The organism is Bartonella sp. B10834G3 (assembly GCF_016102505.1).
GTDB lineage: Bacteria > Pseudomonadota > Alphaproteobacteria > Rhizobiales > Rhizobiaceae > Bartonella > Bartonella choladocola.
Genome location: NZ_JACFOM010000002.1, coordinates 591,106 through 613,378, shown reverse-complemented (window position 1 = coordinate 613,378; position 22,273 = coordinate 591,106). Strand labels below are relative to the sequence as shown.

21 protein-coding genes are annotated in these 22,273 nt (G+C 46.1%); 13 read left to right on the top strand and 8 right to left on the bottom strand.

Going from position 1 to position 22,273, the window contains the following annotated elements; genetic code table 11:
- The first annotated feature begins 2 nt into the window (after positions 1 to 2).
- Genes cobW through H3S94_RS08075 form a run of 4 tightly spaced genes read left to right on the top strand, consistent with a single transcriptional unit; the run spans position 3 to position 5,852 of the window.
- Complete coding sequence (gene cobW, locus H3S94_RS08090; protein ID WP_198240752.1) at positions 3 to 1,070, top strand: cobalamin biosynthesis protein CobW; 1,068 nt, start codon at positions 3 to 5, stop codon at positions 1,068 to 1,070.
- Complete coding sequence (gene cobN / locus H3S94_RS08085; protein WP_198240751.1) at positions 1,070 to 4,819, top strand: cobaltochelatase subunit CobN; 3,750 nt, start codon at positions 1,070 to 1,072, stop codon at positions 4,817 to 4,819. Before cobW ends, cobN begins: the two co-directional genes overlap by 1 nt.
- Entirely contained in the window at positions 4,798 to 5,424 is a 627-nt protein-coding gene (gene cobO, locus H3S94_RS08080) for a cob(I)yrinic acid a,c-diamide adenosyltransferase (RefSeq protein ID WP_198240750.1), read from the top strand. The genes cobN and cobO overlap by 22 nt, the downstream gene beginning before the upstream one ends.
- Positions 5,424 to 5,852 (top strand): EamA family transporter, encoded by a 429-nt coding sequence (locus H3S94_RS08075; protein ID WP_077992447.1) that lies wholly within the window; start codon positions 5,424 to 5,426, stop codon positions 5,850 to 5,852. The genes cobO and H3S94_RS08075 overlap by 1 nt, the downstream gene beginning before the upstream one ends.
- A gap of 101 nt (positions 5,853 to 5,953) precedes the next feature.
- Here the strand turns inward: H3S94_RS08075 and H3S94_RS08070 are convergent, their stop codons facing one another.
- Positions 5,954 to 6,742, bottom strand: a complete 789-nt coding sequence (locus H3S94_RS08070; RefSeq protein WP_198240749.1) for a TSUP family transporter — start codon at positions 6,740 to 6,742, stop codon at positions 5,954 to 5,956.
- Between the two features lie 159 nt (positions 6,743 to 6,901).
- Between H3S94_RS08070 and H3S94_RS08065 the strand changes: the two genes are divergently transcribed.
- Genes H3S94_RS08065 through cobM form a run of 3 tightly spaced genes read left to right on the top strand, consistent with a single transcriptional unit; the run spans position 6,902 to position 8,505 of the window.
- On the top strand, positions 6,902 to 7,339 hold the full coding sequence (locus tag H3S94_RS08065) for a TerB family tellurite resistance protein (protein WP_077992443.1): 438 nt from the start codon (positions 6,902 to 6,904) through the stop codon (positions 7,337 to 7,339).
- A 15-nt stretch (positions 7,340 to 7,354) separates the two neighbouring features.
- Positions 7,355 to 7,741, top strand: a complete 387-nt coding sequence (locus tag H3S94_RS08060; protein WP_198240748.1) for a cobalamin biosynthesis protein — start codon at positions 7,355 to 7,357, stop codon at positions 7,739 to 7,741.
- Positions 7,738 to 8,505 carry a precorrin-4 C(11)-methyltransferase gene (gene cobM / locus H3S94_RS08055; protein WP_198240747.1) on the top strand — a complete coding sequence of 256 codons (768 nt, stop codon included), beginning with the start codon at positions 7,738 to 7,740 and terminating at the stop codon, positions 8,503 to 8,505. The genes H3S94_RS08060 and cobM overlap by 4 nt, the downstream gene beginning before the upstream one ends.
- On the opposite strand, the gene H3S94_RS08050 is transcribed toward cobM, so the two are convergent.
- The gene (locus H3S94_RS08050) at positions 8,438 to 9,217 is read right to left on the bottom strand and encodes a cobalt-precorrin-6A reductase (protein WP_198240746.1); all 780 of its coding nucleotides are present in this window, start codon (positions 9,215 to 9,217) and stop codon (positions 8,438 to 8,440) included. The genes cobM and H3S94_RS08050 overlap by 68 nt on opposite strands.
- Positions 9,204 to 10,307, bottom strand: coding sequence for a cobalt-precorrin-5B (C(1))-methyltransferase (locus H3S94_RS08045; protein ID WP_198240745.1), 1,104 nt, complete (start codon positions 10,305 to 10,307; stop codon positions 9,204 to 9,206). The genes H3S94_RS08050 and H3S94_RS08045 overlap by 14 nt, the downstream gene beginning before the upstream one ends.
- Positions 10,308 to 10,424: 117 nt before the next feature.
- On the opposite strand from H3S94_RS08045, the gene cobA reads away from it, so the two are divergent.
- The 4 genes from cobA (at position 10,425) to cbiB (ending at position 14,985) form a co-directional block, all read left to right on the top strand.
- On the top strand, positions 10,425 to 11,246 hold the full coding sequence (cobA, locus tag H3S94_RS08040) for a uroporphyrinogen-III C-methyltransferase (RefSeq protein ID WP_198240744.1): 822 nt from the start codon (positions 10,425 to 10,427) through the stop codon (positions 11,244 to 11,246).
- Positions 11,243 to 12,541, top strand: a complete 1,299-nt coding sequence (locus H3S94_RS08035) for a cobyrinate a,c-diamide synthase (protein ID WP_198240743.1) — start codon at positions 11,243 to 11,245, stop codon at positions 12,539 to 12,541. Before cobA ends, H3S94_RS08035 begins: the two co-directional genes overlap by 4 nt.
- A gap of 237 nt (positions 12,542 to 12,778) precedes the next feature.
- Entirely contained in the window at positions 12,779 to 14,002 is a 1,224-nt protein-coding gene (locus H3S94_RS08030; protein ID WP_198240742.1) for an MFS transporter, read from the top strand.
- 5 nt (positions 14,003 to 14,007) lie between these two features.
- Positions 14,008 to 14,985: an adenosylcobinamide-phosphate synthase CbiB gene (gene cbiB / locus H3S94_RS08025; protein ID WP_198240741.1), complete on the top strand. Its 978-nt coding sequence runs from the start codon at positions 14,008 to 14,010 to the stop codon at positions 14,983 to 14,985.
- On the opposite strand, the gene H3S94_RS08020 is transcribed toward cbiB, so the two are convergent.
- The 4 genes from H3S94_RS08020 to grxB form a co-directional block, all read right to left on the bottom strand.
- On the bottom strand, positions 14,944 to 16,401 hold the full coding sequence (locus H3S94_RS08020) for an MFS transporter (RefSeq protein WP_198240740.1): 1,458 nt from the start codon (positions 16,399 to 16,401) through the stop codon (positions 14,944 to 14,946). The genes cbiB and H3S94_RS08020 overlap by 42 nt on opposite strands.
- A gap of 158 nt (positions 16,402 to 16,559) precedes the next feature.
- Entirely contained in the window at positions 16,560 to 17,771 is a 1,212-nt protein-coding gene (locus H3S94_RS08015) for an NADP-dependent isocitrate dehydrogenase (RefSeq protein ID WP_077994560.1), read from the bottom strand.
- A 79-nt stretch (positions 17,772 to 17,850) separates the two neighbouring features.
- Entirely contained in the window at positions 17,851 to 18,201 is a 351-nt protein-coding gene (locus tag H3S94_RS08010) for a DMT family protein (RefSeq protein ID WP_077992428.1), read from the bottom strand.
- A gap of 20 nt (positions 18,202 to 18,221) precedes the next feature.
- Positions 18,222 to 18,872 carry a glutaredoxin 2 gene (gene grxB / locus H3S94_RS08005; RefSeq protein WP_198240739.1) on the bottom strand — a complete coding sequence of 217 codons (651 nt, stop codon included), beginning with the start codon at positions 18,870 to 18,872 and terminating at the stop codon, positions 18,222 to 18,224.
- Between the two features lie 626 nt (positions 18,873 to 19,498).
- Between grxB and H3S94_RS08000 the strand changes: the two genes are divergently transcribed.
- Positions 19,499 to 20,143: a hypothetical protein gene (locus H3S94_RS08000; protein WP_077992425.1), complete on the top strand. Its 645-nt coding sequence runs from the start codon at positions 19,499 to 19,501 to the stop codon at positions 20,141 to 20,143.
- A gap of 289 nt (positions 20,144 to 20,432) precedes the next feature.
- Entirely contained in the window at positions 20,433 to 20,912 is a 480-nt protein-coding gene (locus H3S94_RS07995; protein WP_198240738.1) for a thermonuclease family protein, read from the top strand.
- A gap of 568 nt (positions 20,913 to 21,480) precedes the next feature.
- Here the strand turns inward: H3S94_RS07995 and H3S94_RS07990 are convergent.
- On the bottom strand, positions 21,481 to 22,197 hold the full coding sequence (locus H3S94_RS07990; protein WP_198240737.1) for a FadR/GntR family transcriptional regulator: 717 nt from the start codon (positions 22,195 to 22,197) through the stop codon (positions 21,481 to 21,483).
- Positions 22,198 to 22,273: the final 76 nt, after the last annotated feature.

The window sequence follows — 22,273 nt, the reverse complement described above, 5'->3', positions numbered from 1 at the left end:
TGATGTCGGAACAAAAATTTTTACAAAGCAAAATCCCAACCACCGTCATAACCGGATTTTTGGGTTCCGGAAAAACCACGATGATAAGGCATTTATTGGAAAATGCGCAAGGCAAACGCATTGCTCTCATCATTAATGAATTTGGCGAGCTTGGCGTGGATGGCGGTTTGCTCAAAGGCTGCGGTCTTGATAATTGTCATGACGACGATCTCATTGAACTCAATAATGGCTGCATCTGTTGCACGGTTGCCGAAGAATTTATTCCGACTATGACGAAACTGCTTGAGCGTGAGGATAGACCCGATCATATTGTGATCGAAACATCCGGTTTGGCACTTCCCCAGCCGCTTGTTGCAGCCTTCAATTGGCCTGAAATCAAAACACAGGTGACCGTTGACGGGGTGATTACCGTGATTGACGCTCCGGCTGTGGCCGAAGGCCGGTTTGCCGATGATATTGACAAAATCAATGCGGAACGGGCTGAAGATAGTTCGATTACCCATGAAAGCCCGCTTGAAGAATTGTTTGAAGATCAAATTCATGCGGCTGATCTCATTGTCCTCAACAAGGTCGATCTTATCGACGAAGACACGCTCGACAATGTGCGCAATATCATTTCAAGCCATAGCGACAGAGTTCCCCAAATGGTCACATCGAGTTTCGGCAGTATCGGAACCGATCTTATATTGGGGCTTGGCGTCGGCACAGAGAGCGATATTGAAAACCGCAAATCTCACCACGAAATGCATCATGCAAATGGCGTTCCGCATAATCACGACGAATTCAAAAGCTTTGTCGTTAACGCACCATCAATCCATGATCCCAAGGCTTTGATCGAGCGGTTGAAAACGATCATTGCAGAAAATGATATTTTGCGGCTCAAAGGCTTTGTCAATGTAGTGGGAAAGCCGATGCGTCTTGTTGTTCAAGCCGTCGGTCAGCGGATTGATTCCTATTTTGATCGTCCCTGGCAAAAAAACGAAGAGCATAAAAGCCATCTTGTTGTTATCGGCCTTCACGAAATCGACGAGGAGAAGGTGCGCAAAACTATTGAAGCGCTTGATGTCTGATGCATTTGCTTCTTGCCCAGAAGGGAACCATAGCCGAACAGGACAAGGCGATTGATCTTGGACAGTCGCCTGCCGACGTTATTTTTCTTTCGGCAGCAGATACCGAATTGGCAAGCCTTTCGGTTGCAAAGGCCGCGTTGAAGAAAACAACGTCTTCGCTAAGGCTTGTCAATTTGCTTTCGCTTTCACACCCCATGTCGGTCGACACCTATGTCGAAAAAACCGCGTCATATGCGAAATTGATTGTGTTGCGCGTGATAGGCGGCGAAACTTATTGGCCTTATGGCTTGCAAGTTCTCCACTCGCTGGCACTAGAAAAGAATATCAAACTGGTAGTCTTGCCAGGTGACGATAAAATAGACGAAAATTTGCAAAAATTTTCTACTGTTGCCGAAGAGGATTGCCGCAATCTTTGGCACTATCTTATTGAAGCGAGCGCGCAAAATATGCGCTCCTTTCTTGAATATTGCGATTATTTGTTAGGCCGCCACGAAAAGCCGGTCGAGGCGATCCCCTTGATGAAGGCAGGTCTCTGGTCACCGGATGACCCGCCGTTCACTGTTGATGATCTTGTAAAACGTCACAATGCCACCCATAAACCGGTTGTAGCGATCTGTTTTTATCGTGCATTGGTGCAGAGCGGGCAAACAGCAAGCGTGGAAGCGCTCATTAACGCTCTTCAAAAACGCGGCTTAATCGCGCTGCCGATTTTTGTTTCAAGTCTCAAAGACGAATTGAGCGTTGCAATTGTCGATTCAATTTTTGACCGGCTTTCGCCCGATATTGTGTTGAATGCAACGGGCTTTGCGGTTTCAAACGGGCATACGGGACGCAAACCCACTGTCCTAGAAAAGCGCGGTGCAATGGTTTTGCAGGTGGTTTTTGCCGGAAGCAGCAAAGAGCAATGGGAAAAAGATGGGCGTGGATTGACCGCCCGTGATCTAGCCATGAATGTTGCGCTTCCGGAAGTTGATGGGCGCGTATTCACCCGCGCTGTGTCTTTCAAATCGGCAGTGGAATATGATGACGAGACAGAATGTAATGTTGTCGTCCATAAACCTTTGAACGACAGGGTCGACTTTGTTGCAGAGCTTACCAAAAACTGGGTAAGACTGCGCAACAAGAAGCCTCATGAGCGCCATATTGCCATTGTCATGGCCAATTATCCCGGTGGCGATGGCCGCTTGGGGCACGGTGTCGGGCTTGATACACCGGCTGCGATGATTGTGACGCTTAACGCCATGAAAAGCCAAGGCTACGAAATAGAAAATATTCCGGAAAATGGCAATGAGCTCATGCGGTTGATGATTGAAGGTCCAACCAATGAAGGGGTGAAGGGAAGGATAGTGCGGACAGCACTTTCTTTGAGTCTTTACAAGAAGTTCTTTCAATCACTTGATAAAAAGATTCAAGATGAAGTGACTGCACGTTGGGGGGCGCCGGAAGACGATGCCTATGTGGTTCAAAATGGATTGGCCTTGCCGGTTTTAATGTTGGGGGAAACGGTTGTCGGATTACAGCCGGAACGCGCATTCGGAATGGTTGCAAAGCAAGTCTACCATGCACCCGATATTGTTCCCACCCATCATTACCTTGCATTCTATTTCTGGCTCCGTTTTGTTTATAAAGCCGATGCCATTATTCATATGGGTAAACACGGCAATCTTGAATGGCTTCCGGGAAAAGCTTTGGCACTCTCGAACCATTGCTATCCCGAAATAGCTCTTGGACCGATGCCGCATATCTACCCGTTTATTGTCAACGACCCCGGTGAAGGAACACAGGCAAAACGACGCTCTTCAGCCGTTATCATTGACCATCTGACCCCGCCTTTGACGCGCGCGGAAAGTTATGGCCCGTTAAAAGATCTGGAGGGGCTTGTTGATGAATATTACGAGGCGTCAGGCGTTGATCCGCGTCGTCTCGTAAAGCTCAAAGGCGAAATACTTGATCTAGTGCGGCTTACCGGTCTCAATCATGATGCCGGAATTGAAGACCATGATAGCGATGATCTGGCACTTGAGAAACTTGATGCCTTTTTGTGTGATCTTAAAGAATTGCAAATCAGGGACGGGCTACATATTTTTGGCAAAGCGCCTTCCGGCGAACAATTGGAAAATCTCCTTGTTGCAACGGCGCGTGTCCCTCGTGGAGAGGGGGAAAACGGCAGTTTACACCGCGCTATAGCCGATGATCTCGGCCTTGCTTTTGATCCGCTTGATTGTGTTTTTTCAGAAAAATGGCAAGGTGAAAAGCCTGAAATATTGAAGGGCATGACCGACAGCCTATGGCGCACAAAAGGCGACACGGTTGAACGCATCGAGCTTTTGGCGCTGGCGCTGGTTTCCGGAAAGAGCACCCTTCCTCAAAATTTTACGAAAACAGCGCCAATTCTTAAAAATATTGAAGAAACATTGCGGCCATTGATTTTAAGTTGCGGCAAGGCGGAAATTGACGGGCTTTTAACCGCTCTTGACGGGCACTTTGTCGAACCGGGGCCATCCGGCGCCCCGACACGCGGCCGGCCGGATGTATTTCCGACAGGGCGAAACTTTTTTTCGGTCGATACAAGGGCAGTGCCCACACAATCGGCTTGGCAATTGGGTAAAAAATCGGCCGAGCTTCTCATTATCCGCTATGTTCAGGATCACGGTGATTGGCCGAAGGCTTTCGGCCTCACCGCTTGGGGAACGGCCAATATGCGCACCGGTGGTGACGATATTGCGCAGGCTCTCGCACTTATCGGCGTCAAACCTTTGTGGGATGCGGCATCCCGCCGTGTGACCGGTGTTGAAGTTATTCCGATAGCAGTTCTTGGAAGGCCACGTGTCGACGTAACATTAAGGATTTCCGGTTTCTTCCGCGATGCATTTCCCGAACAGATAGCCTTGTTCGATCAGGCGGTGCGTCTTGTTGCCTCGCTTGACGAGGAGGAAGAAGATAACCCGCTCCATGCGCATTATTTGAAAGACGTAAAAACGCTCACAGAAACCGGAAGAACCGCAAAAGAGGCAGAAAGAGAAGCCGGTTTTCGTGTTTTCGGCGCTCGTCCGGGTGTTTATGGAACCGGCGTTCAGGAGCTTCTCGACAAGGGCGAATGGAATGACCGTAATGATCTAGGTAAAGCATGGATTGCCCATTCTTCATTTGCTTACGGTAAGGAAGACGGGTTGGCTGCACAAAATATGCTTGAAAACCGGCTTCATCATATCAATGCCGTTGTCCAAAATCAGGATAATCGCGAACATGATCTTCTCGATTCCGGTGAATATTATGCCTTTGAAGGGGGCATGGCTTCGGCAGTTGCCGATAAGCAGGGTGCTTTTCCGAAAGTCTATCACAATGATATGTCGCGCCCCGAACGGCCGATGATAAAAACATTGCAGGAAGAAATCGGGCGGACACTCCGCGGGCGGGCTGTTAATCCGAAATGGATAGAAGGGGTTATGCGACACGGCTTTAAAGGTGCTGTCGAAATGGCTGCAACTGTCGACTATCTCTTTGCTTTTTCGGCTACAACAAATGCCGTATCCAACGAACAATTCGAGGCGATTTATAATGCCTATATCGACGATGAAACGGTGCGGAATTTTTTGATCGGGAACAATCCTGCAGCTTTAAGAGAAATGGCACATAAACTTGAACAGGCAATCCGGAGAGAATTATGGAAACCGCGCTCCAATTCTGCTTTGTTTGAACTGGAAGAACTACAGAAAGGCTCGATAACATGGACGCCAAGGAAAAGCTGACGGAAGCGGAATTGAATGCCCGTCATGCCGAAAAAATGAAAAAGAAAGATGCCGCGCGCAAAAAAATAGAAGCCGGTAAAACCAAGGAAAAAGGCCTTCTCATTGTTCATACGGGCAAGGGCAAAGGCAAGACAACAGCCGCTTTCGGTATGGTTTTTCGTGCTCTCGGCCAGAATATGAAGGTTGGGGTGGTGCAGTTTGTCAAGGGATTGCGCCAAACCGGCGAGCGTACCGCACTTGAAAAATTTGGCGATCAGGTACGCGTTTATGCCCATGGCGAAGGCTTCACATGGGAAACGCAGAATCGTGAAAAAGACATTGCCGAAGCGCGAAAAGCATGGGACATTGCCAAAGAGATGATCCTCGATGACACCACGGATATGGTGCTTTGTGACGAGTTGAATATCGTATTGCGCTATGATTATCTACCATTGGAAGAAGTGCTTGATGTATTATCGAAGCGACCTTTCATGAAACATGTTATCATTACCGGTCGCAATGCACGAAATGAATTGATTGAGGCTGCCGATCTGGTAACAGAAATGGAATTGGTCAAACACCCGTTCCGTTCTGGCATAAAAGGACAGAAGGGGATTGAATTCTGATGACCGCTACCTGGCAGTTCTGGGCATTTCTTTCAGCAATTTTTGCGGCTTTAACCGCTATTTTCGCAAAAGTCGGTATAAGCGGTATCAATTCCGATTTTGCCACTTTGATAAGAACAATTGTTATCATTGCTGCATTATGTCTCTTTTTAAGCATCACTGGACAATGGCAACGTCCGGGAGCTATTCCGGCAAAATCATGGGTTTTCCTTGTTCTGTCAGGTCTTGCCACGGGTGCTTCATGGCTTGCCTATTTCCGCGCTCTGCAATTGGGAGATGCTTCCCATGTTGCTCCGATAGACAAATTGTCGGTTATCTTTGTTGCCATTTTTGGCGTTACTTTTCTTGGTGAAAAATTGACAGCCATCAACTGGACCGGTGTCGTACTGATCGGCGCAGGCGTTATTTTGCTGGCATTAAAAATCTAGAAGAGCATAATTGTTCTGTCTTTAAAACCGGTTCGGCAGCTTTATCTAAACCGGTTTTTTAAAAGCCCTATGATGATATTCTGATGGAGAGGCTTTAAGTCTCAGAGGTTCAGCCATTGCCGCAACGGATTGTCATGTGCTTGTAAGAGTTTATAGGCAAGAATAACGCATACAATAACCAATAGCGGTTTTATGAGCTTGGCGCCGGTTTTCATGGCAACGCGTGCCCCCATTTGCGCACCGATAAATTGGGCAATTCCCATAGCAATGCCGATTTTTACATTGATCGAGCCCATGACGGCAAAGGTCAGGAATCCACCGAGATTGGATGAAAAGTTCAACAGTTTGGTATGGGCTGTCGCTTTGAGGATTCCGAACCCTGACAGGGAAACAAAGGCAAGCATATAGAAAGAACCGGCACCCGGACCGAATATGCCGTCGTAAAAGCCGACAAGAGGTGCCATAGTCAGCGAAAAGATGATCGGCCGCATCCGCTCCTGTTTATCAATGTCGTTAAGGTTTGGCTTGAATGCAAAATAACAGGCAACAACAATGAGCAGAACGGGCAACAGTGCTTGAAATAATTTGACAGGAATGAGGGTCGCAACCAATGCGCCGATAATACTTCCGATAAAGGCCATGGTGGCTTGGAGGATTTGTTTCCTGATATTGACATGTCCACCACGGGCATAGGCCACCATTGCAGAAAATGAGCCGAAAAGTCCCTGCAACTTGTTTGTGCCCAATGTTTCGACAGGCGGAAGGCCCGAAAGCATAAGGGCAGGGATGGTGATGAGGCCACCGCCACCGGCAATTGAATCTATAAAACCGGCAAGCAAACCGGCAAAAATCAAAATCAGAACAGTCGGGTCAGAAAGAAATTCCAGCATTTGCGAATATTACCTGAACAGAATAGAATAAGGAATAATAGAATAATTTCTATAAAGAAACGTCAAACGTTGCATTCATGCACTTGTGTTTTTTGTGCAATATTGGCAAGCTCTGCTTTTAGTTCAGCTCTTCTAACGTGGCAAGAAGCGGAGTTTCGCATGTTTGACAGCATCGCAAATTATTTTTCCCGTCATAATTCGGTTCGTAAAGTGGCCGAAAATCCGGCAACAGCGGCCGAACTTCTCTTGCTCATTCATTTGGGTTTTGCCGATGGCAAACATACACCAAGCGAAACCGCTGCTTTTTCAAAAATTGCCGAACAACAATTCGGCGTATCTCCCGATGCTTTGCCGGATGTCATCCAATATCTTTATGATTATGGCTATGAAACAACAACCGGTCAGGCTGCGGCTCTCTTTGGCGAATTGGCGCCGGATAGGCGCATTGCACTTATCGAGAATTTGATGACAATTGCCGCTGCCGATAACCATGTCGACGCTGATGAAGTTGCGCTCATCCATCGGATAGCAGCCATTCTCGGTGTTCCCTCACAAGAGGTAGAGCGGATTTATAACACCGTCAAAGAACGCGCTTGAAAGGCAAAACCGGACATGGTCGCTAGAAGCTCTATGCCGGTTTTTGTGGGCATAGGCATTTCATCATCTGCCACAACGGGTGACATGGAAAAGGCTCTCGAAACTCTTGAAAAATGGAATATTGCGGCTTTTTCAACGCTTGAAGGTAAAGAATCCAACGGTCTTATTTTAAGCGCTTTGAAACGTCTTTCTGTTCCTCTCCTTACATTTTCGTCTGAAGAGTTGGAAACAATGACTTGTTTTCTCAAGAACCCTTCCGATATTGTTTTTCAACATACGGGCTGCCATGGCGTTGCGGAAGCTGCGGCTTTGGCGGCTTCAGGTAAAGGTGGTATTTTGCTCATTGAAAAGACAAAAATTGGTGGGCTTACCCTTGCTGTGGCAGGACGGAAGGAAGAATGACAGTATATTTTATCGGCGCAGGTCCGGGGGCATATGATCTCATTACAGTGCGCGGGCTCAATCTCATAAAACGTTGTCCGGTCTGCCTTTATGCCGGCTCGCTTCTTTCGGATGAATTGATTGCCGAAATTCCTCATGAAGCACGCCGTGTCAATACCGGTCATCTTGACCTTGATGCCATTGTCGAAGAGTTTGTCAAAGCGGAAAAAGAAGGAAAGGATGTTGCAAGGCTTCATTCCGGCGACCCTTCCATCTATAGCGCAATAGCCGAACAGATGGCAGCACTCGACAAGCTTGCGATCAATTACGAGGTGGTACCGGGGGTGGCTTCCTATGCGGCAGCAGCGGCAGCCATGAAGCAGGAATTGACACTTCCAAAGCTAAACCAATCGGTCATTTTGACACGGACATCGGTCAATTCTTCACCAATGCCGGAACTTGAGACATTGTCAAATTTAGGACAAGCAAAAGCGACAATGGCAATTCATCTTTCGGCAAAAAATATTGCAGCAATCCGGAAAGAATTATTGCCAATTTACGGCGCCGATTGCCCCGTTATTGTTGCCTATCATGTAAGCTGGCCGGATGAAAAAATCATTTCAGGCACACTTGCCGATATTCACGAAAAAATAGCGCAAGAAAAAATAGAAAAAACCGCAATCATCTTTGTCGGGAAAGCACTTCGGCCGGAAAAGCTTAGCCGTTCGTCCCTTTATGCTTTTCCGCACGGTCCGCTTGGTAAAACTTCTGCACCAAGTCGATAACATCTTTTTCCGCACTCAAAGTGACGACATCGGGCAGGGGCTTTCTGGTTATCATAATCACCGGAAGGCCGAGTTTGCGTGCAGCCTTCAACTTTGGAAAAGAGGCAGAACCTCCGGAATTTCTGCACACGAGACAATCAAAATGATGGTTGACGAGAAAGTCATATTCTTCTTGTTCATTTTCCGGTTTACCGAGCACAATTTCTATATTGGCTTCGGGAACAAAATTTTCCGGCTTCTCGACCATACGTGCGACAAATGAAGCATCTTTACGCACCAGAAATTCATTGACGTGCTGGCGCCCTATCGCAAGAAAGCAGCGGCTGTTTACTGGAATAGCGGCAACGGCTTCCGCAATATTATTCACTGTCAGCCACTTGTCTTCTTTCGCCGCTTGCCAAAGCGGACGCTCGAACCGGATATAGCCGATTTTTTCCGCGCGCGCTGCCCGCCAGGCATGATCGGTCATTGTTTCGGCAAAAGGATGGGTTGCGTCAACAATAAGCCCTATGTTTTCTTTTTCGATTGTATTGATAAGCCCGTCAATGCCGCCAAACCCGCCAATGCGATACCGCCCCGCCGGAATTTTCGGATGCGAGGTACGACCAGCGAGAGACGAAAGAACCGGATAGTTCTCTTCGGCAAATTTTTCTGCGAGAGCATAGGCTTCGCTGGTGCCACCCAATAATAAAACTGTCCTACTTTCTCGCAAGAATATTTCCCTTTCTGTCGGTCACAATGATTTCGACAGCAACCGGCGCATCCCTTAATGTTTCTTCAGCAATATGTTTTGCCTGAAGCGCAATAGGAGTGGCAATATCAATTCCTTCTTTTGTAGCAATATCAAGCACTTCTTTTGCAGTGTTCGCATTTTCGATGAAGTTCTTGAAAGATTGGTTCAAGCCGACATTCTTTGCAACATTCCACAAAAATGTCTTGTCGACTTGGGAGCGGGAAGAATGAAGATCCATTTCCCCTTGCGCGAGTTTTGTCAATTTTGCAAAACCGCCTGCAATTGTCAGTTTATCAATCGGGTGGTGACGCAAATATTTTAACACGGCACCGACGAAGTCTCCCATATCCAATATGGCATAATCGGGAAGATGGTAGATTGCCTGAGCCGCATCTTCCGAAGTTGCTCCGGTTGCACCAAGAACATGGCTTGCCCCTTCTGCACGGGCGACATCAATACCGCTATGAATAGAATGGATCCATGCCGAACATGAGAACGGATGAACAATACCGGTAGTGCCGAGAATGGAAATACCGCCCAGAATCCCAAGGCGCGGATTCCATGTTTTGAGCGCGATGTTTTCGCCATCCGGCACTGAAATTGTAATGACCAGATCTTGCGGAAAAGAATATTTGTCACAAATTTCCTTGCAAACCTCGCTCATCATGCGGCGCGGAACGGGGTTGATGGCCGCTTCCCCGACATCAAGCGGTAAACCCGGTCTTGTAACAATTCCAACACCTTTTCCGGCTTTGAATATAATTCCGCTGTTTGGAGAGGCAGGGGTGACAGTTGCAATAATGGTCGCCTTGTCTGTCACATCGGGATCATCGCCTGCATCTTTGACAATTCCTGCTGTCGCCTGATTTTCTCCAAGACTTTTGAGAGATAGCGCAAATTGCGGCATTTGCCCTCTTGGTAATCTTATCTCGACGGGATCGGGAAAAGCACCAGTTATGAGAGCAGTGAGCGCTGCCTTGGTTGCAGCGGTTGCGCAGGCCCCTGTTGTCCAGCCCAAGCGAAGGGGACCTTCCGGTTTGTGTTTCAATGTGCTTTGCAGGTCTGCCATTTTGACAATATTTCTTGAAAATTAAACGTTTACAGTGGTTGGAAACTGCACAATAGATAACACATATAATGCATTGATTCTTGTTTTCTATAGATTTTACCATCAAAAGGACCCGAAATGACGGCAGATTTGCCATTCAAATTGCCACAGTTCATTGCCGGGCATGTATGGTTGGTGGGCGCAGGGCCAGGTGACCCCGGACTTCTCACACTCCATTGTGTCAATGCACTCAAACAGGCCGACCACATCCTTTATGATGCGCTGGTCGATCATTCGTGCCTCAAGCTTGCAAAACAAGGCGCAATTTTAGAATTTGCCGGTAAACGCGGTGGCAAACCCTCGCTTAAACAGCAAGAAATCACGGAACGCATGATTTGCCTTGCCAGAGAAGGCAAACGGGTTTTGCGTTTGAAAGGCGGCGATCCATTTGTTTTTGGCCGTGGGGGTGAAGAGGCGCTCGCCTTGATAGAAGCGCATATTTCTTTTCGTGTTTTTCCCGGAATAACAGCAGGAATAGCAGGACCTGCCTATGCAGGTATTCCGGTTACACATCGCTCCATTAATCACAGTGTGTTGTTTTTAACCGGTCATGATGCAGACGGTACAGTGCCGAAGTCTTTTGACTGGAAGGCAATTTCCCAAGCCGCACCGGTTCTTGTGTTTTATATGGCAATGAAACACATTGATGAAATTGCCGATGACCTTATCAAAGGGGGGCGCAAGGGTGATGAGCCGGTCATGTTTATCACGCATGCGACGACTTCCAATCAGCGGATTTATAAAACCGAACTTGGTCATGTAAAACAAACGATCAAAGAGCATGACATTGAACCGCCGACAATTGTTGTCGTTGGTAAAGTTGTTTCGCTTGCTGATAAACTCTCGCCGGACAGTGTTACAGACGAATTGGAAGACGAATTGGATAACAGATCATTATGAATGGCTTTATGGTGAGCGCTGCCAATTCGGGAGCCGGTAAAACTGTTATCACTCTGGCATTGATGCGAGCCTTGAACGAAATGGGATTAGATGTGGCTCCGCGAAAAGCAGGGCCTGACTTTATAGATCCGGCATTTCATAAAGCGGCAACAGGTGAGGATAGTTATAATCTCGATTGTTGGGCAATGCGTGACCCGCTCATAAGAAATATCAATTTTACCGACAATTCGGAGCAGAAGTTTTTTGTTGTTGAAGGCATGATGGGGCTTTATGACGGCGCCATCAACGGCAAGGGTTCGTCTGCCGAACTTGCCCGCTTGTTGGATTTGCCGGTATTTTTTGTCGTTGATGTGACAAGCCAATCACATTCGGTCGCGGCACTTGTTAAAGGTTTTGCCGAATTTATGCCGGGGTTGCGCTTTTCCGGAATTATCCTGAATAAAATTGGAAGTCCGCGGCATGAAGCCATGCTTCGCGCGGCCTTGCAACCGCTTGATATACCGGTGGTTGGTGCTGTTTACAGAAATAACGCGCTGACACTCCCCTCACGCCATTTAGGGCTGGTTCAGGCTTCCGAACGAACCGACCTTTATGCTTTTATCGGAAAAGCGGCAGAAATCATAAAGGAGAGCGTTGATCTTGAGGCGATGATCGCATTATCGACTTCAAATCGGGTGAAAGTTGCTCGTGCGACGATTGATTATATCCCGCCACTTGGACAGCGTATTGCGGTGAGCCGTGATGATGCTTTCCGCTTTTCTTATCCACATTTGCTTGATGGCTGGAGAAAAGCCGGTGCCGAAATTACATTCTTTTCGCCTTTGGCGAATGAAGTGCCGGATAAAGAGTGTGATAGCGTCTATTTATGTGGCGGTTATCCGGAACTTTTTGCCGGAAAACTGGCGGCAGCAGAGAAGTTCAATAAAGCCATGATTGATATGGCAAAAGCCGGAAAAACCATTTATGGCGAATGCGGTGGTTATATGACTTTGGGGGAAACATTGGAAGATAGTGAAGGGGTTAAACACCCGATGCTTGGTCTCTTGCCACTGAATACCAGCTTCAAACAGAAAAAACTGCATTTAGGCTATCGTCGTTTGGTTTCTGAAGGGGAGTTTTTCGGAAAAACAGGCTTTCGAGGGCACGAATTCCATTATGCTTCCATTGTAGATGAAAAAGGCGGCATACCGCTTTTTAAAGCCTATGATGCGCTTGACCATTCTTTAGGGACAAGGGGAATGAGAATAAACAATGTTGCCGGTTCGTTTATCCATCTGATAGATATAGAGGGATGAAAAAATATCCTACACGCTAAAAGAAAATGCGGCGTTACTGTTTGATGTGTTTTCGAGTAAATTTACCAAAAAGCCTGTCGTTTCGGCTTTCTATCAAGAGAGCAGGCGAGGCGACGGTGGTGGAAACAAACTGCCTCGAACAGATTGAATTTGGAAGATATTTTCTTGCGCCGACAGGGTGTTGACTGGCAAACCGGATATTTGAACCAAACGCATTCAGGGATTCGTTCTTAGGCTATGAAATATAAAATTGATCGACTCAATGTTGCTTCGGGAATTGACGCCAAAACGCGCCGTTTGTGTATTTTCGCGCTCGCCGTCGGTGCGTTTGCAATAGGCACGTCCGAATTTGTGTCCATGGGGCTGCAACCGGAAATGGCCAAAAGTTCGGGTGTCGATATACCGACCGCCGGCCAATATATTTCAGCCTATGCACTCGGCGTTGTTGTAGGTGCGCCGGTTCTGGCTGTCGCGACCGCGAAATATCCGCGGAAATATGTTCTGGTTGCTTTGATGCTGTTTTATGCGTTCTCGAACATTGCCAGTGCCTGTGTGACGAGCTTTCATGCCCTTGTCGGTTTGCGATTTATGAGTGGTTTGCCCCACGGTATCTATTTTGGCGTTGCCTCTATTGCCGCTTCCTCCATGGTAGAGATGAAAAATCGCCCCAAGGCAATTGGTGCGGTTATGCTTGGGCTTACAATTGCAACAGTTGTCGGTGCGCCTTTTGCGACCTGGCTTGGTCAGCAACTTGGATGGCAAATGGCTTTCGTTATGGTGGGCAGCATCGGAGCCCTTTGTGCAATTTTGGTGTTTTTCTTTCTGCCCAGTTTGCCGACAGCATTGGGAACAAGTCCCTTGACCGAGCTTAGCGCGTTGAAAGAAAAACAGGTCTGGTTCATGCTGGCAACAGTCGCCATTGGAACAGCCGGTCTCTTTGCTGTTTTCAGCTATATCAAATCGACTTTGACTGTCGTTTCCGGCCTTTCAATAGGTTGGGTTCCCTTTATCATGCCGCTTATCGGCCTTGGCATGGTTACGGGAAATATTCTGGGCCCTAAAATTGCTGTGAAAATCGGTCCGATGAGAATGCTGTTTTTCGCTCTGCTATGGAGCACAATTACATTCTTCCTGTTTTATTTCCTTTGCCATTCCGGCATCACGGCTGCCATCGGTTGTTTCCTGATTGGTACGTCTTTTGCCAGTATGCCTTCAATCCAGACGCGCGTTATGGATGTTGCAGCCAACGCCCAGACCCTTGCCGGTGCACTTATGCAATCGGCTTTCAACGTTGCCAATGCTTTGGGTGCTGAATCCGGCGCGGAAATCTTGCGGCTTGGTTTCGGCTATCAGGATACGGCGATTTTGGGAGGCTGTCTCACATTTTGCGGCCTGTCGATTTTTACTCTCTCCTGGTATGTTGAAAAACGCGATCAGGCTAAAGCATTAAAACAGGCGTGAAAGCTGTGGAGCGTCTCTGTTTTATCCTTTTATTGGCGCTCCTGATTGATCGGTCAATTGGCGACCCCGACTGGTTATGGCGCAAGCTCCCTCATCCGGTAGCTGCATTCGGGGCAGGCATAAAGTGGTTTGAAACGCGATTTAACAAGAAGACAATGTCTTCCCGCTGCCGCAAATGGTATGGCCTCGGTGCGCTTCTCATCTTGTTGCTGGCAACCTTTATTGTTGGGCTTGTTGTTCATAGGCTTTTGCTTCCACTGGGGTTTACAGGGATAATCATTGAAGCGCTGGTTGCCTCCATCTTCCTTGCGCAAAAAAGCCTTGTCGATCACGTCGCTAGAGTTGAAAAAGCGTTCAAACAAGGTTCGCTTGCCGAAGCGAGAGGCGCTGTTTCGCTCATAGTCGGGCGGGACACAAAAAATCTCGATGAAAGCGCAGTTTGTCGCGCAGCTATTGAAAGCCTCGCCGAAAATAGCTCTGATGGCGTTGTAGCACCGGTGTTCTGGTATCTTATCCTCGGTCTTCCCGGCCTTTTTTGTTATAAATTGGTGAACACGGCCGACTCGATGATCGGCTATAAAAACGAGCGCTTCAAGGATTTCGGCTGGGCTTCGGCACGGCTTGACGATGTTGTCAATTCTATACCGGCAAGATTGACAGCGTTTATCGTTATCCTGACAAGCGGACTTTTTATCAATAAGAAAGCTGCCGCAAAGTCACTTGAAGTGGTGAAACAAGATGCGCGCCACCATCATTCGCCCAATGCCGGTTTTCCCGAATGTGCCTTTGCGGGCGCCCTTGATGTCAAGCTTTTGGGACCAAGAATCTATTCAGGCGAAGCTGTTGACGAACCTTTCCAGAATGAAAGCGGGAAAATGGCCGCTCCCGACGATATTTACCGTGCCATCCGACTCTTCAAGCGTTCAATGGATGTGCTATTTTTAATTATTCTGGTTGTGTTTCTGATTGCTTTTGTTGTCTGAATGTTTCCCATCAGGCCGGTTGAGCATATCGCGGGAAATAATAAAGGCAAGCGGCACTGCAAGCAGCAATATGATAATCAGAAAGATAAACAGCACTTTGGAAGCCGCAATCATACCGCTCACTCCGCCCGGATCAAATAATCCGGCAAGATTGGTAATGCTTCCGGCGAGTGCTGCACTTAAAGCTGTTGAAAACAACTGGATTGTTGTAAGGGATGCACTGGCACGTGTCGCGTCTTTTTCGGAAGCACATTGTAATACGCGGGTGAGCAAATGCGGCCATGACGTTCCAGCCCCGACACCGATCAGGAACAGCGCGAGACAAATCGAAATCAGAAATCCCGATGACTTCATTTCAGACGGGATGAAATAGAACAACGTCGCCATTCCGAGCATATCAATCACGGGTGCGAGAATGATGATTTTGCGCACAATTTTCGGCGAAGCTCCGGCACTTGGCAATGAACCGCAGGTCCAGCCGATGCTCATAAGGGCGGCAATATAGCCTGCAACAAGTGGCCCTCTCCCGTGAAGTTCCTGAAGAAACAGGGGAAGGTAAAGCTCCGCACCGTTTACCGCGACCGAGATAATAACCATCAGGCCGTAAAGCGGCAGAAATATCGACTGGATTGAAAATGAACCGTCGGGAAGCATTTTATTTTCCGATCGTTTGTCGATAATCCCAAGAACAAGAAGCAGAATAGCACCGATAATAATACCGGCAATTTTGATATTATTGTCGCTCACCGCACTGCTTGCCGAAATGATAAGAACCATAACAGTCAAAACAGCAAGCTGGATAACAGGAAGCCGTTCCGAAACGTTTTGACGTTCTGTCGTGCCGGGCAAAACTTTAAGCGCAACGCCGGAAAATAAAAGTGCCAGAATACCAACTGTCCAGAATGAAGCACGCCAAGTGCTGTATTCGGCAAAAATGCCGCCAATGGCGGGGCCGAGTAATGTCGAAATTCCCCACATGCCGGAAATGAGCCCCATCGCCCGTGGCCATAACGCAGGGTCAAATACAATTCTCACCATGGAATAGGAAAGTGATAGCAAAAAGCCGCCACCGAAACCTTGAATAAGCCGACCGAACAGGAATGTTGCCATCGTCGGGGCAACACTACAAATAAGGGTTCCCGCAGCAAACAGAAGTGCCGAAAGGACATAAGCGGTTTTGGGCCCAAAACGGGACAACAATTTTGCTGCAAGCGATGCACCGATGAGCGATGCTGTCACAAAAATTGTTGCTGCCCATGAATAATATTGCTCACCGTGAATATCGGCAACAAGGGAGGGCAGGATAGTGACGACTATGTAGACATTGACCGCATGCAGAGCAACCCCGCCTGCAAGTGTTACAGAGCGGACACCATTTCTACCTGAAAGAAGTGTTGACCAGCCTTGTTCATTCATTGTCATCCCTATATTTTTTTAGAATCAGTGTCGGTCTTTTAAATAGCCTCATAAGGCTTTAGTGCCAAGAAACGAAACTTTGATCGGCAATTTTTGTTCCCGCAAAAACAAAAAGCCCCGTGTGAAACGGGGCTTTTTGCTTTTCAAATTGGAAATGTTCAAGCAAGTGCTTTGGCAAGATTTTCCGCAATTTTGTCGAGAAAACCTGTTGTTGAAAGCCATTTCTGGTTCGGTCCGATGAGCAAGGCAAGATCCTTGGTCATGAAACCGGATTCAACAGTATCGACACATACTTTTTCAAGTGTATCGGCAAAGTGCTTCAACTGGTCATTGTTGTCGAGCTTTGCACGGTGTGCCAAGCCACGTGTCCAGGCGAAGATCGAAGCGATCGAGTTGGTCGATGTTTCTTCGCCGCGCTGGTATTGGCGATAGTGGCGGGTTACTGTTCCATGTGCGGCCTCGGCTTCAACAGTTTTGCCGTCCGGTGTCATGAGAACGGAGGTCATGAGTCCCAAAGAGCCGAAACCCTGAGCCACTGTATCGGATTGGACATCACCATCATAATTCTTACAAGCCCAGACATATCCGCCGGACCATTTAAGTGACGAGGCAACCATATCGTCGATCAGACGGTGCTCATATGTGAGATTATATTTATCGAATTCGGATTTGAATTCCTTATCGAAAACTTCCTGAAAAATATCTTTGAAACGGCCATCATAGGCCTTCAAAATGGTATTCTTTGTGGAAAGATAAACCGGAACTTTGCGCTGCAAGCCGTAATTGAATGATGCACGGGCAAAATCGCGGATAGATGCATCAAGGTTGTACATAGCCAATGCAACACCGGCACCCGGTGCATCATAAACATCATGTTCGATAACGGTTCCGTCTTCACCGACAAATTTGATTGTCAGCTTGCCTTTGCCGGGGAATTTGAAATCTGTCGCTTTATATTGGTCACCAAAAGCATGACGGCCGATAATGATCGGTTTTGTCCAGTGCGGAACGAGACGGGGAACGTTTTTGCAAATAATCGGCTCACGGAAAATAACGCCGCCGAGAATGTTGCGGATTGTGCCGTTCGGCGACTTCCACATTTTTTTCAGGTTGAACTCTTTTACGCGGGCTTCATCCGGTGTGATTGTCGCACATTTAACGCCAACACCATATTTCTTGATGGCGTTTGCAGCATCGGTTGTTACCTGATCGTTGGTCGCATCGCGATTTTCAATCGAAAGATCATAATATTTCAGATCTATGTCGAGATAGGGATGGATCAATTTTTCCTTGATATATTGCCAGATAATGCGTGTCATCTCGTCGCCGTCGAGTTCGACGACGGGATTTGCGACCTTGATCTTTGCCATATGATAATCCTCTTCCATAATTTTGGTTTTTTGCCGTTATAACATTCATGAACAGGACCTGGAAAGCCCTAAACCGATATTATAACGGACCTTTGAAGATGAAGTAGGCTCCGCTTACAATAAGTGCAAAGCCGACAAAATGGTTTATCGTCAGTTTTTCGCCCAGATAGAGAATCGAAAAACCGGAAAATATCAAAAGGGTTATAACCTCCTGAATTGTTTTGAGTTGGGCGGCGCTATAAACGGTGTGTCCCAAACGGTTTGCGGGAACCGCAAGGCAATATTCAAAGAATGCAATTCCCCAGCTTGCTATAATGACGATCATTAATGGCTTGTTGGTGAATTTTAAATGGCCGTACCAGGCGAAGGTCATAAACACATTCGACAACAACAACATGCCAATCGGGGCGATGTAAGGTAAAATCTGCATTTGTGGCAAACCGACAGAGCTTAAAATGCGCGATCGTAATAAAGCTGAACGCCGGTCAGAGCAGAAATATGTTTGACATAATCCTCAAGTTGCTGTGGCATTTTGATGTCTTTTACAATCGTCAAATTGCGTAATGTCGGAAATATCATGACATCATCCCAACCGAGACCGTTACTTGTATTATCGGGATTAAAAGACAAAGTAGCCAGTCTCTCTTCAACATTCTTTTTATGCTCGGCTGTTTCACTCATAGCCTGATCGAATGATTTGCCGAGTGACTTTTCTTTTTTTGCCTGAAAATATTCAATGGCCGATTTCGTAGCAAATTCGGGAAGTGATGCTTTTACATTGCGTGGATAAAGCAATGCATTAATATCCGAAGAGACCTCGGAAAGCTCGTCGGTGACCCGCTTTTGAATATCGGTTGCCGGAACAATAACGCGACTTTTCTCGCCAATTTCATCAAATTTATGCGCAATATCCAGGCTTTCGACCATGGCCGAACCATCGTCAAATTCCAGAATAGGAACCTGTTTTTTATGAACAAGCCGCATACACGTTTCGGAATCATCATTCAGCAAAACAATATATTCAACTGGAACTTGTTTATATCCCGCTGTCATCTTGGCACGGACACAGAACGGGCAATGGTCGTAATAATAAAGTTTCATCGGAATTTCCTTGGGCGTGTTTCTGGCTATTGAATGGTAAAGCGGTCAAACGGTGTCGTTTGGGCGTGTCGTTTGGCTCTGAACGTATGCCAGCTTACCGCAAAACAATTGAATGTGAAAGAAAAGTAAAATTGATAATAACAGCCTTATCTATCTCCTCATATTTCATTCAAGTTTACCGCGTTTCTGGAGCCGGAAATTCTATTTTCACCCGCGAATGAAAAAGGCGGAACAAACAATTTTCAGTTTTATTTGCGTATTAAAATCAAAGTGCCTAAACTGGTATAATTATCTTTAATTCAATTCAAAATATAACGACAGGAAATTGTAATAATTGTTATTATAAATATTATATTCATAAATCAATTTTCTTGATTTGATTTTATATCATTGATTCAATAAAAGAAAGTATCAGTTATTATCAACATAATTGAGATATTCAGATCGACGTTTATCAAAAGACCCTTGTAATAGTGGGAGCTTGAACAGTTCAAGAGCTGGCCCGTTCTGTTTGACAGCCGGCTTTTTCAGAGTTTTGCGGGATTATTTGCATAATTTGACTATTTGAACTATATTATAAACAAAGAATAGTGCACGCTCATATCGGCATTATATCGGAGGTTAAAATGGTATCTGTTACATCAACCGATTTGAATCTGGTCAATCATGGTTTTGATGTTCCGGGATTGCGAGCAGCCCAGAATATTCAGGAAATTGTCCAGTCGAAAAATACGACACAATCTGTTCGTGTCGATGATCGTAACGTGATGTCGCCTCGTATTTCCGACGCTTTGTCGCGTATTCAGGAACTTGTTGAAAAAGGTATCAGTGCATCCGGCATTATCAATCAGCAAGTCAACACGAATATGACCAATCCGCAATATTTCACCGGTACATTAAAGGACGCGGATGCTGCAAAATATGCAGGTTTCGAGGGCGTTCCGGCTGGCAATTTTCAGGTGTTCACCCCGCCTGAAATCAGCGACGACAAGCTGAAAGACCTTGTTAAATCGGCTGCCCAGCTTGGCGGCTTCCCGAATGGCGATGATGCATTGTTCAAAGCACTGCAAAATAATACAGCGAAGATCTACAACCAGAAAGATTCCGAAAGTCTTCTTGGCAAACCTGTTGATTGGAAGCAGGGGAGCATTGGCGGTACAATGTGGGATCGCACTGCAGTTGACCAAAAGGCAGTGCAACAAGTTGCACAAGATGGCAAGAAAATTTTTGCCGGTGCAATCGGGTCTATCCATTTCGCGGTTGTTTACTAAAGCTTGATTGCCAGTTTCAGATTTCAATGGCTCAATTCATGATAAATGTTGAGCCATTTTTATTTTAACAATTGTAATGTGAATTTTTGCACCCGATGAAAAAAGCGCATCTCCTCATTGAAGTGATAGCTTGGCTGAAGGCTGCGTTATAGCGGAGAGTTCCATTATCGCTCGCATGAGACAAAATATTTTGCTTTATAGAACCTCATTTGGCCCGAATTTATTCTTTGAAATAATGTAAGAAACGTCTAAACTCTGGTAACTTCCGAAAGATAGTATGGTGTGAACGATGCGCTTTTTCATTTCATTTCTGTTGTGTATTTTGTCATTGCCTGCCTTGGCTGAAAGTCGCGCAGCGATAACGGGAGCTATCAATGTAATTGACGGCGAAACACTGGAAATCCGCAATCAACATATAAAACTGTGGGGGGTTGACGCCCCGGAGCTTGGGCAGATATGTCGGAGCGCGAATGGTAGTGGCTATGACTGTGGTAAGCAGGCAGCATCTGCACTTTCGGATTGGTTGACCAATTTACAACCGGTTCAATGTGAGCCTCGTGGCAATGACAATGCTGGAAATGTCATTGCTATTTGTTATTCGTCCACAGGGGATGATATAGCAGGCTGGCTGGTGCGCAATGGCTACGCCATTGATTGGCCAAAATATTCCAACGGCTTTTATGGTGTCTCACAAAAAGAAGCTCGACAAAACAAGAGCGGTATTTGGCAACATGATGAAGCCGCACCGTGGAAAATCACCGAGAAGTAGAACGATTTTTCAACTTGAAATCGAACTTGTAAGTGGATGTGAAACACGCAAATGCGGTTATGACATATCATAAAAACTGCCGCTTTTGCATGAGTTTAGTGGAAGTTCTGTTTGCAACGTTAACCGGAAAAAATTTGCCTATCCGTTCGATTGCAGAATTTATTTGATTTCTGACCGGTGTGGATACCAGAATTCAAAATAAAAACATTAATAAATATAAATATGTTATAATAAAAATCAATAAAAATAACTATATTTAAGGATTGATGTAATTATAACATTATTTAATGTATAAACATTTTAAAAATCTTTTTTGTTTTGAATTTTAGAAATTCTATTCAATTTTTTTTAAAATGGTTTGTTTTGAACAATATTCCGGAAAAATAAATGAAAACCTGAGAAGACAGAACCGAAACAACCGGATTGAAGTCGGTCCGAATTTGCATTGCGATGACACCTTTGATCGGCAGGATTTCAGCCAACATATTTTAAAATTTATGTATGTTGTTCAGAAATAAAATTGATCTTCATAGGCTCATGGCACAAAGCAATAATAATCGGAAAATCTCTATTCGGTTTTTCGTGAAAAAATGTTTATAACATTCCGGATATGGTTCGCCATTGCGGAACGCGCCCTATCAGGTTGTTTTTGTTCGATTGCTACCAATATCTGGTGATGTTCAATCTGTGAACGGAGCGGCATATCCTCTGGCGTATAAAGCTTCTGTAATCCGCTGAAAAGTTCGGTATATTGCTGTCCTAAAAGATATTCGAGGAAATAAACGTAAGCAGCATTTTGTGACGCTTCAGCGATTCTGATGTGGAACAATCGGTCGCCGATATGGTCTTTTGAATGTTCGAGATTGTCCGAGACATTCATGATGTAAGCCTGTTTAATTCCTTCCATCTGCTCGTCGGTGCGTTCCAATGCTGCAATTTCGGCAAGATGTGGTTCAAGGTACAAACGCGCTTCCAGTAGCTCGAATGGAGCTACGTCGCCATTAGACTTGAGATAAGGTTGAAGCAGAGAGTGGATTTCCCGCTTCAAATTCGGCGAGCGGGCACTTTTGGTCGATAACACATAAACGCCGCTACCGACTTTGACTTCGACGATACCCGATACCTCAAGTGCAATAATTGCCTCGCGAACGGAAGTGCGGCTAACTTTCAGTATTTCAGCAAGATCGCGTTCAGGCGGAAGTTTATCGCCAATATGATAGCAACCGTCTTCTATGTCCTGCACAATTCTATTTGCGATAGATTGGTATAAACGGGAATTATTCATCAGGTTGTTTCCAAAAAAAGTGCTTGCCAAGTTTAAAATTCCATTGTTAATTGGTCGAGCCAAAATAATTGGTCTA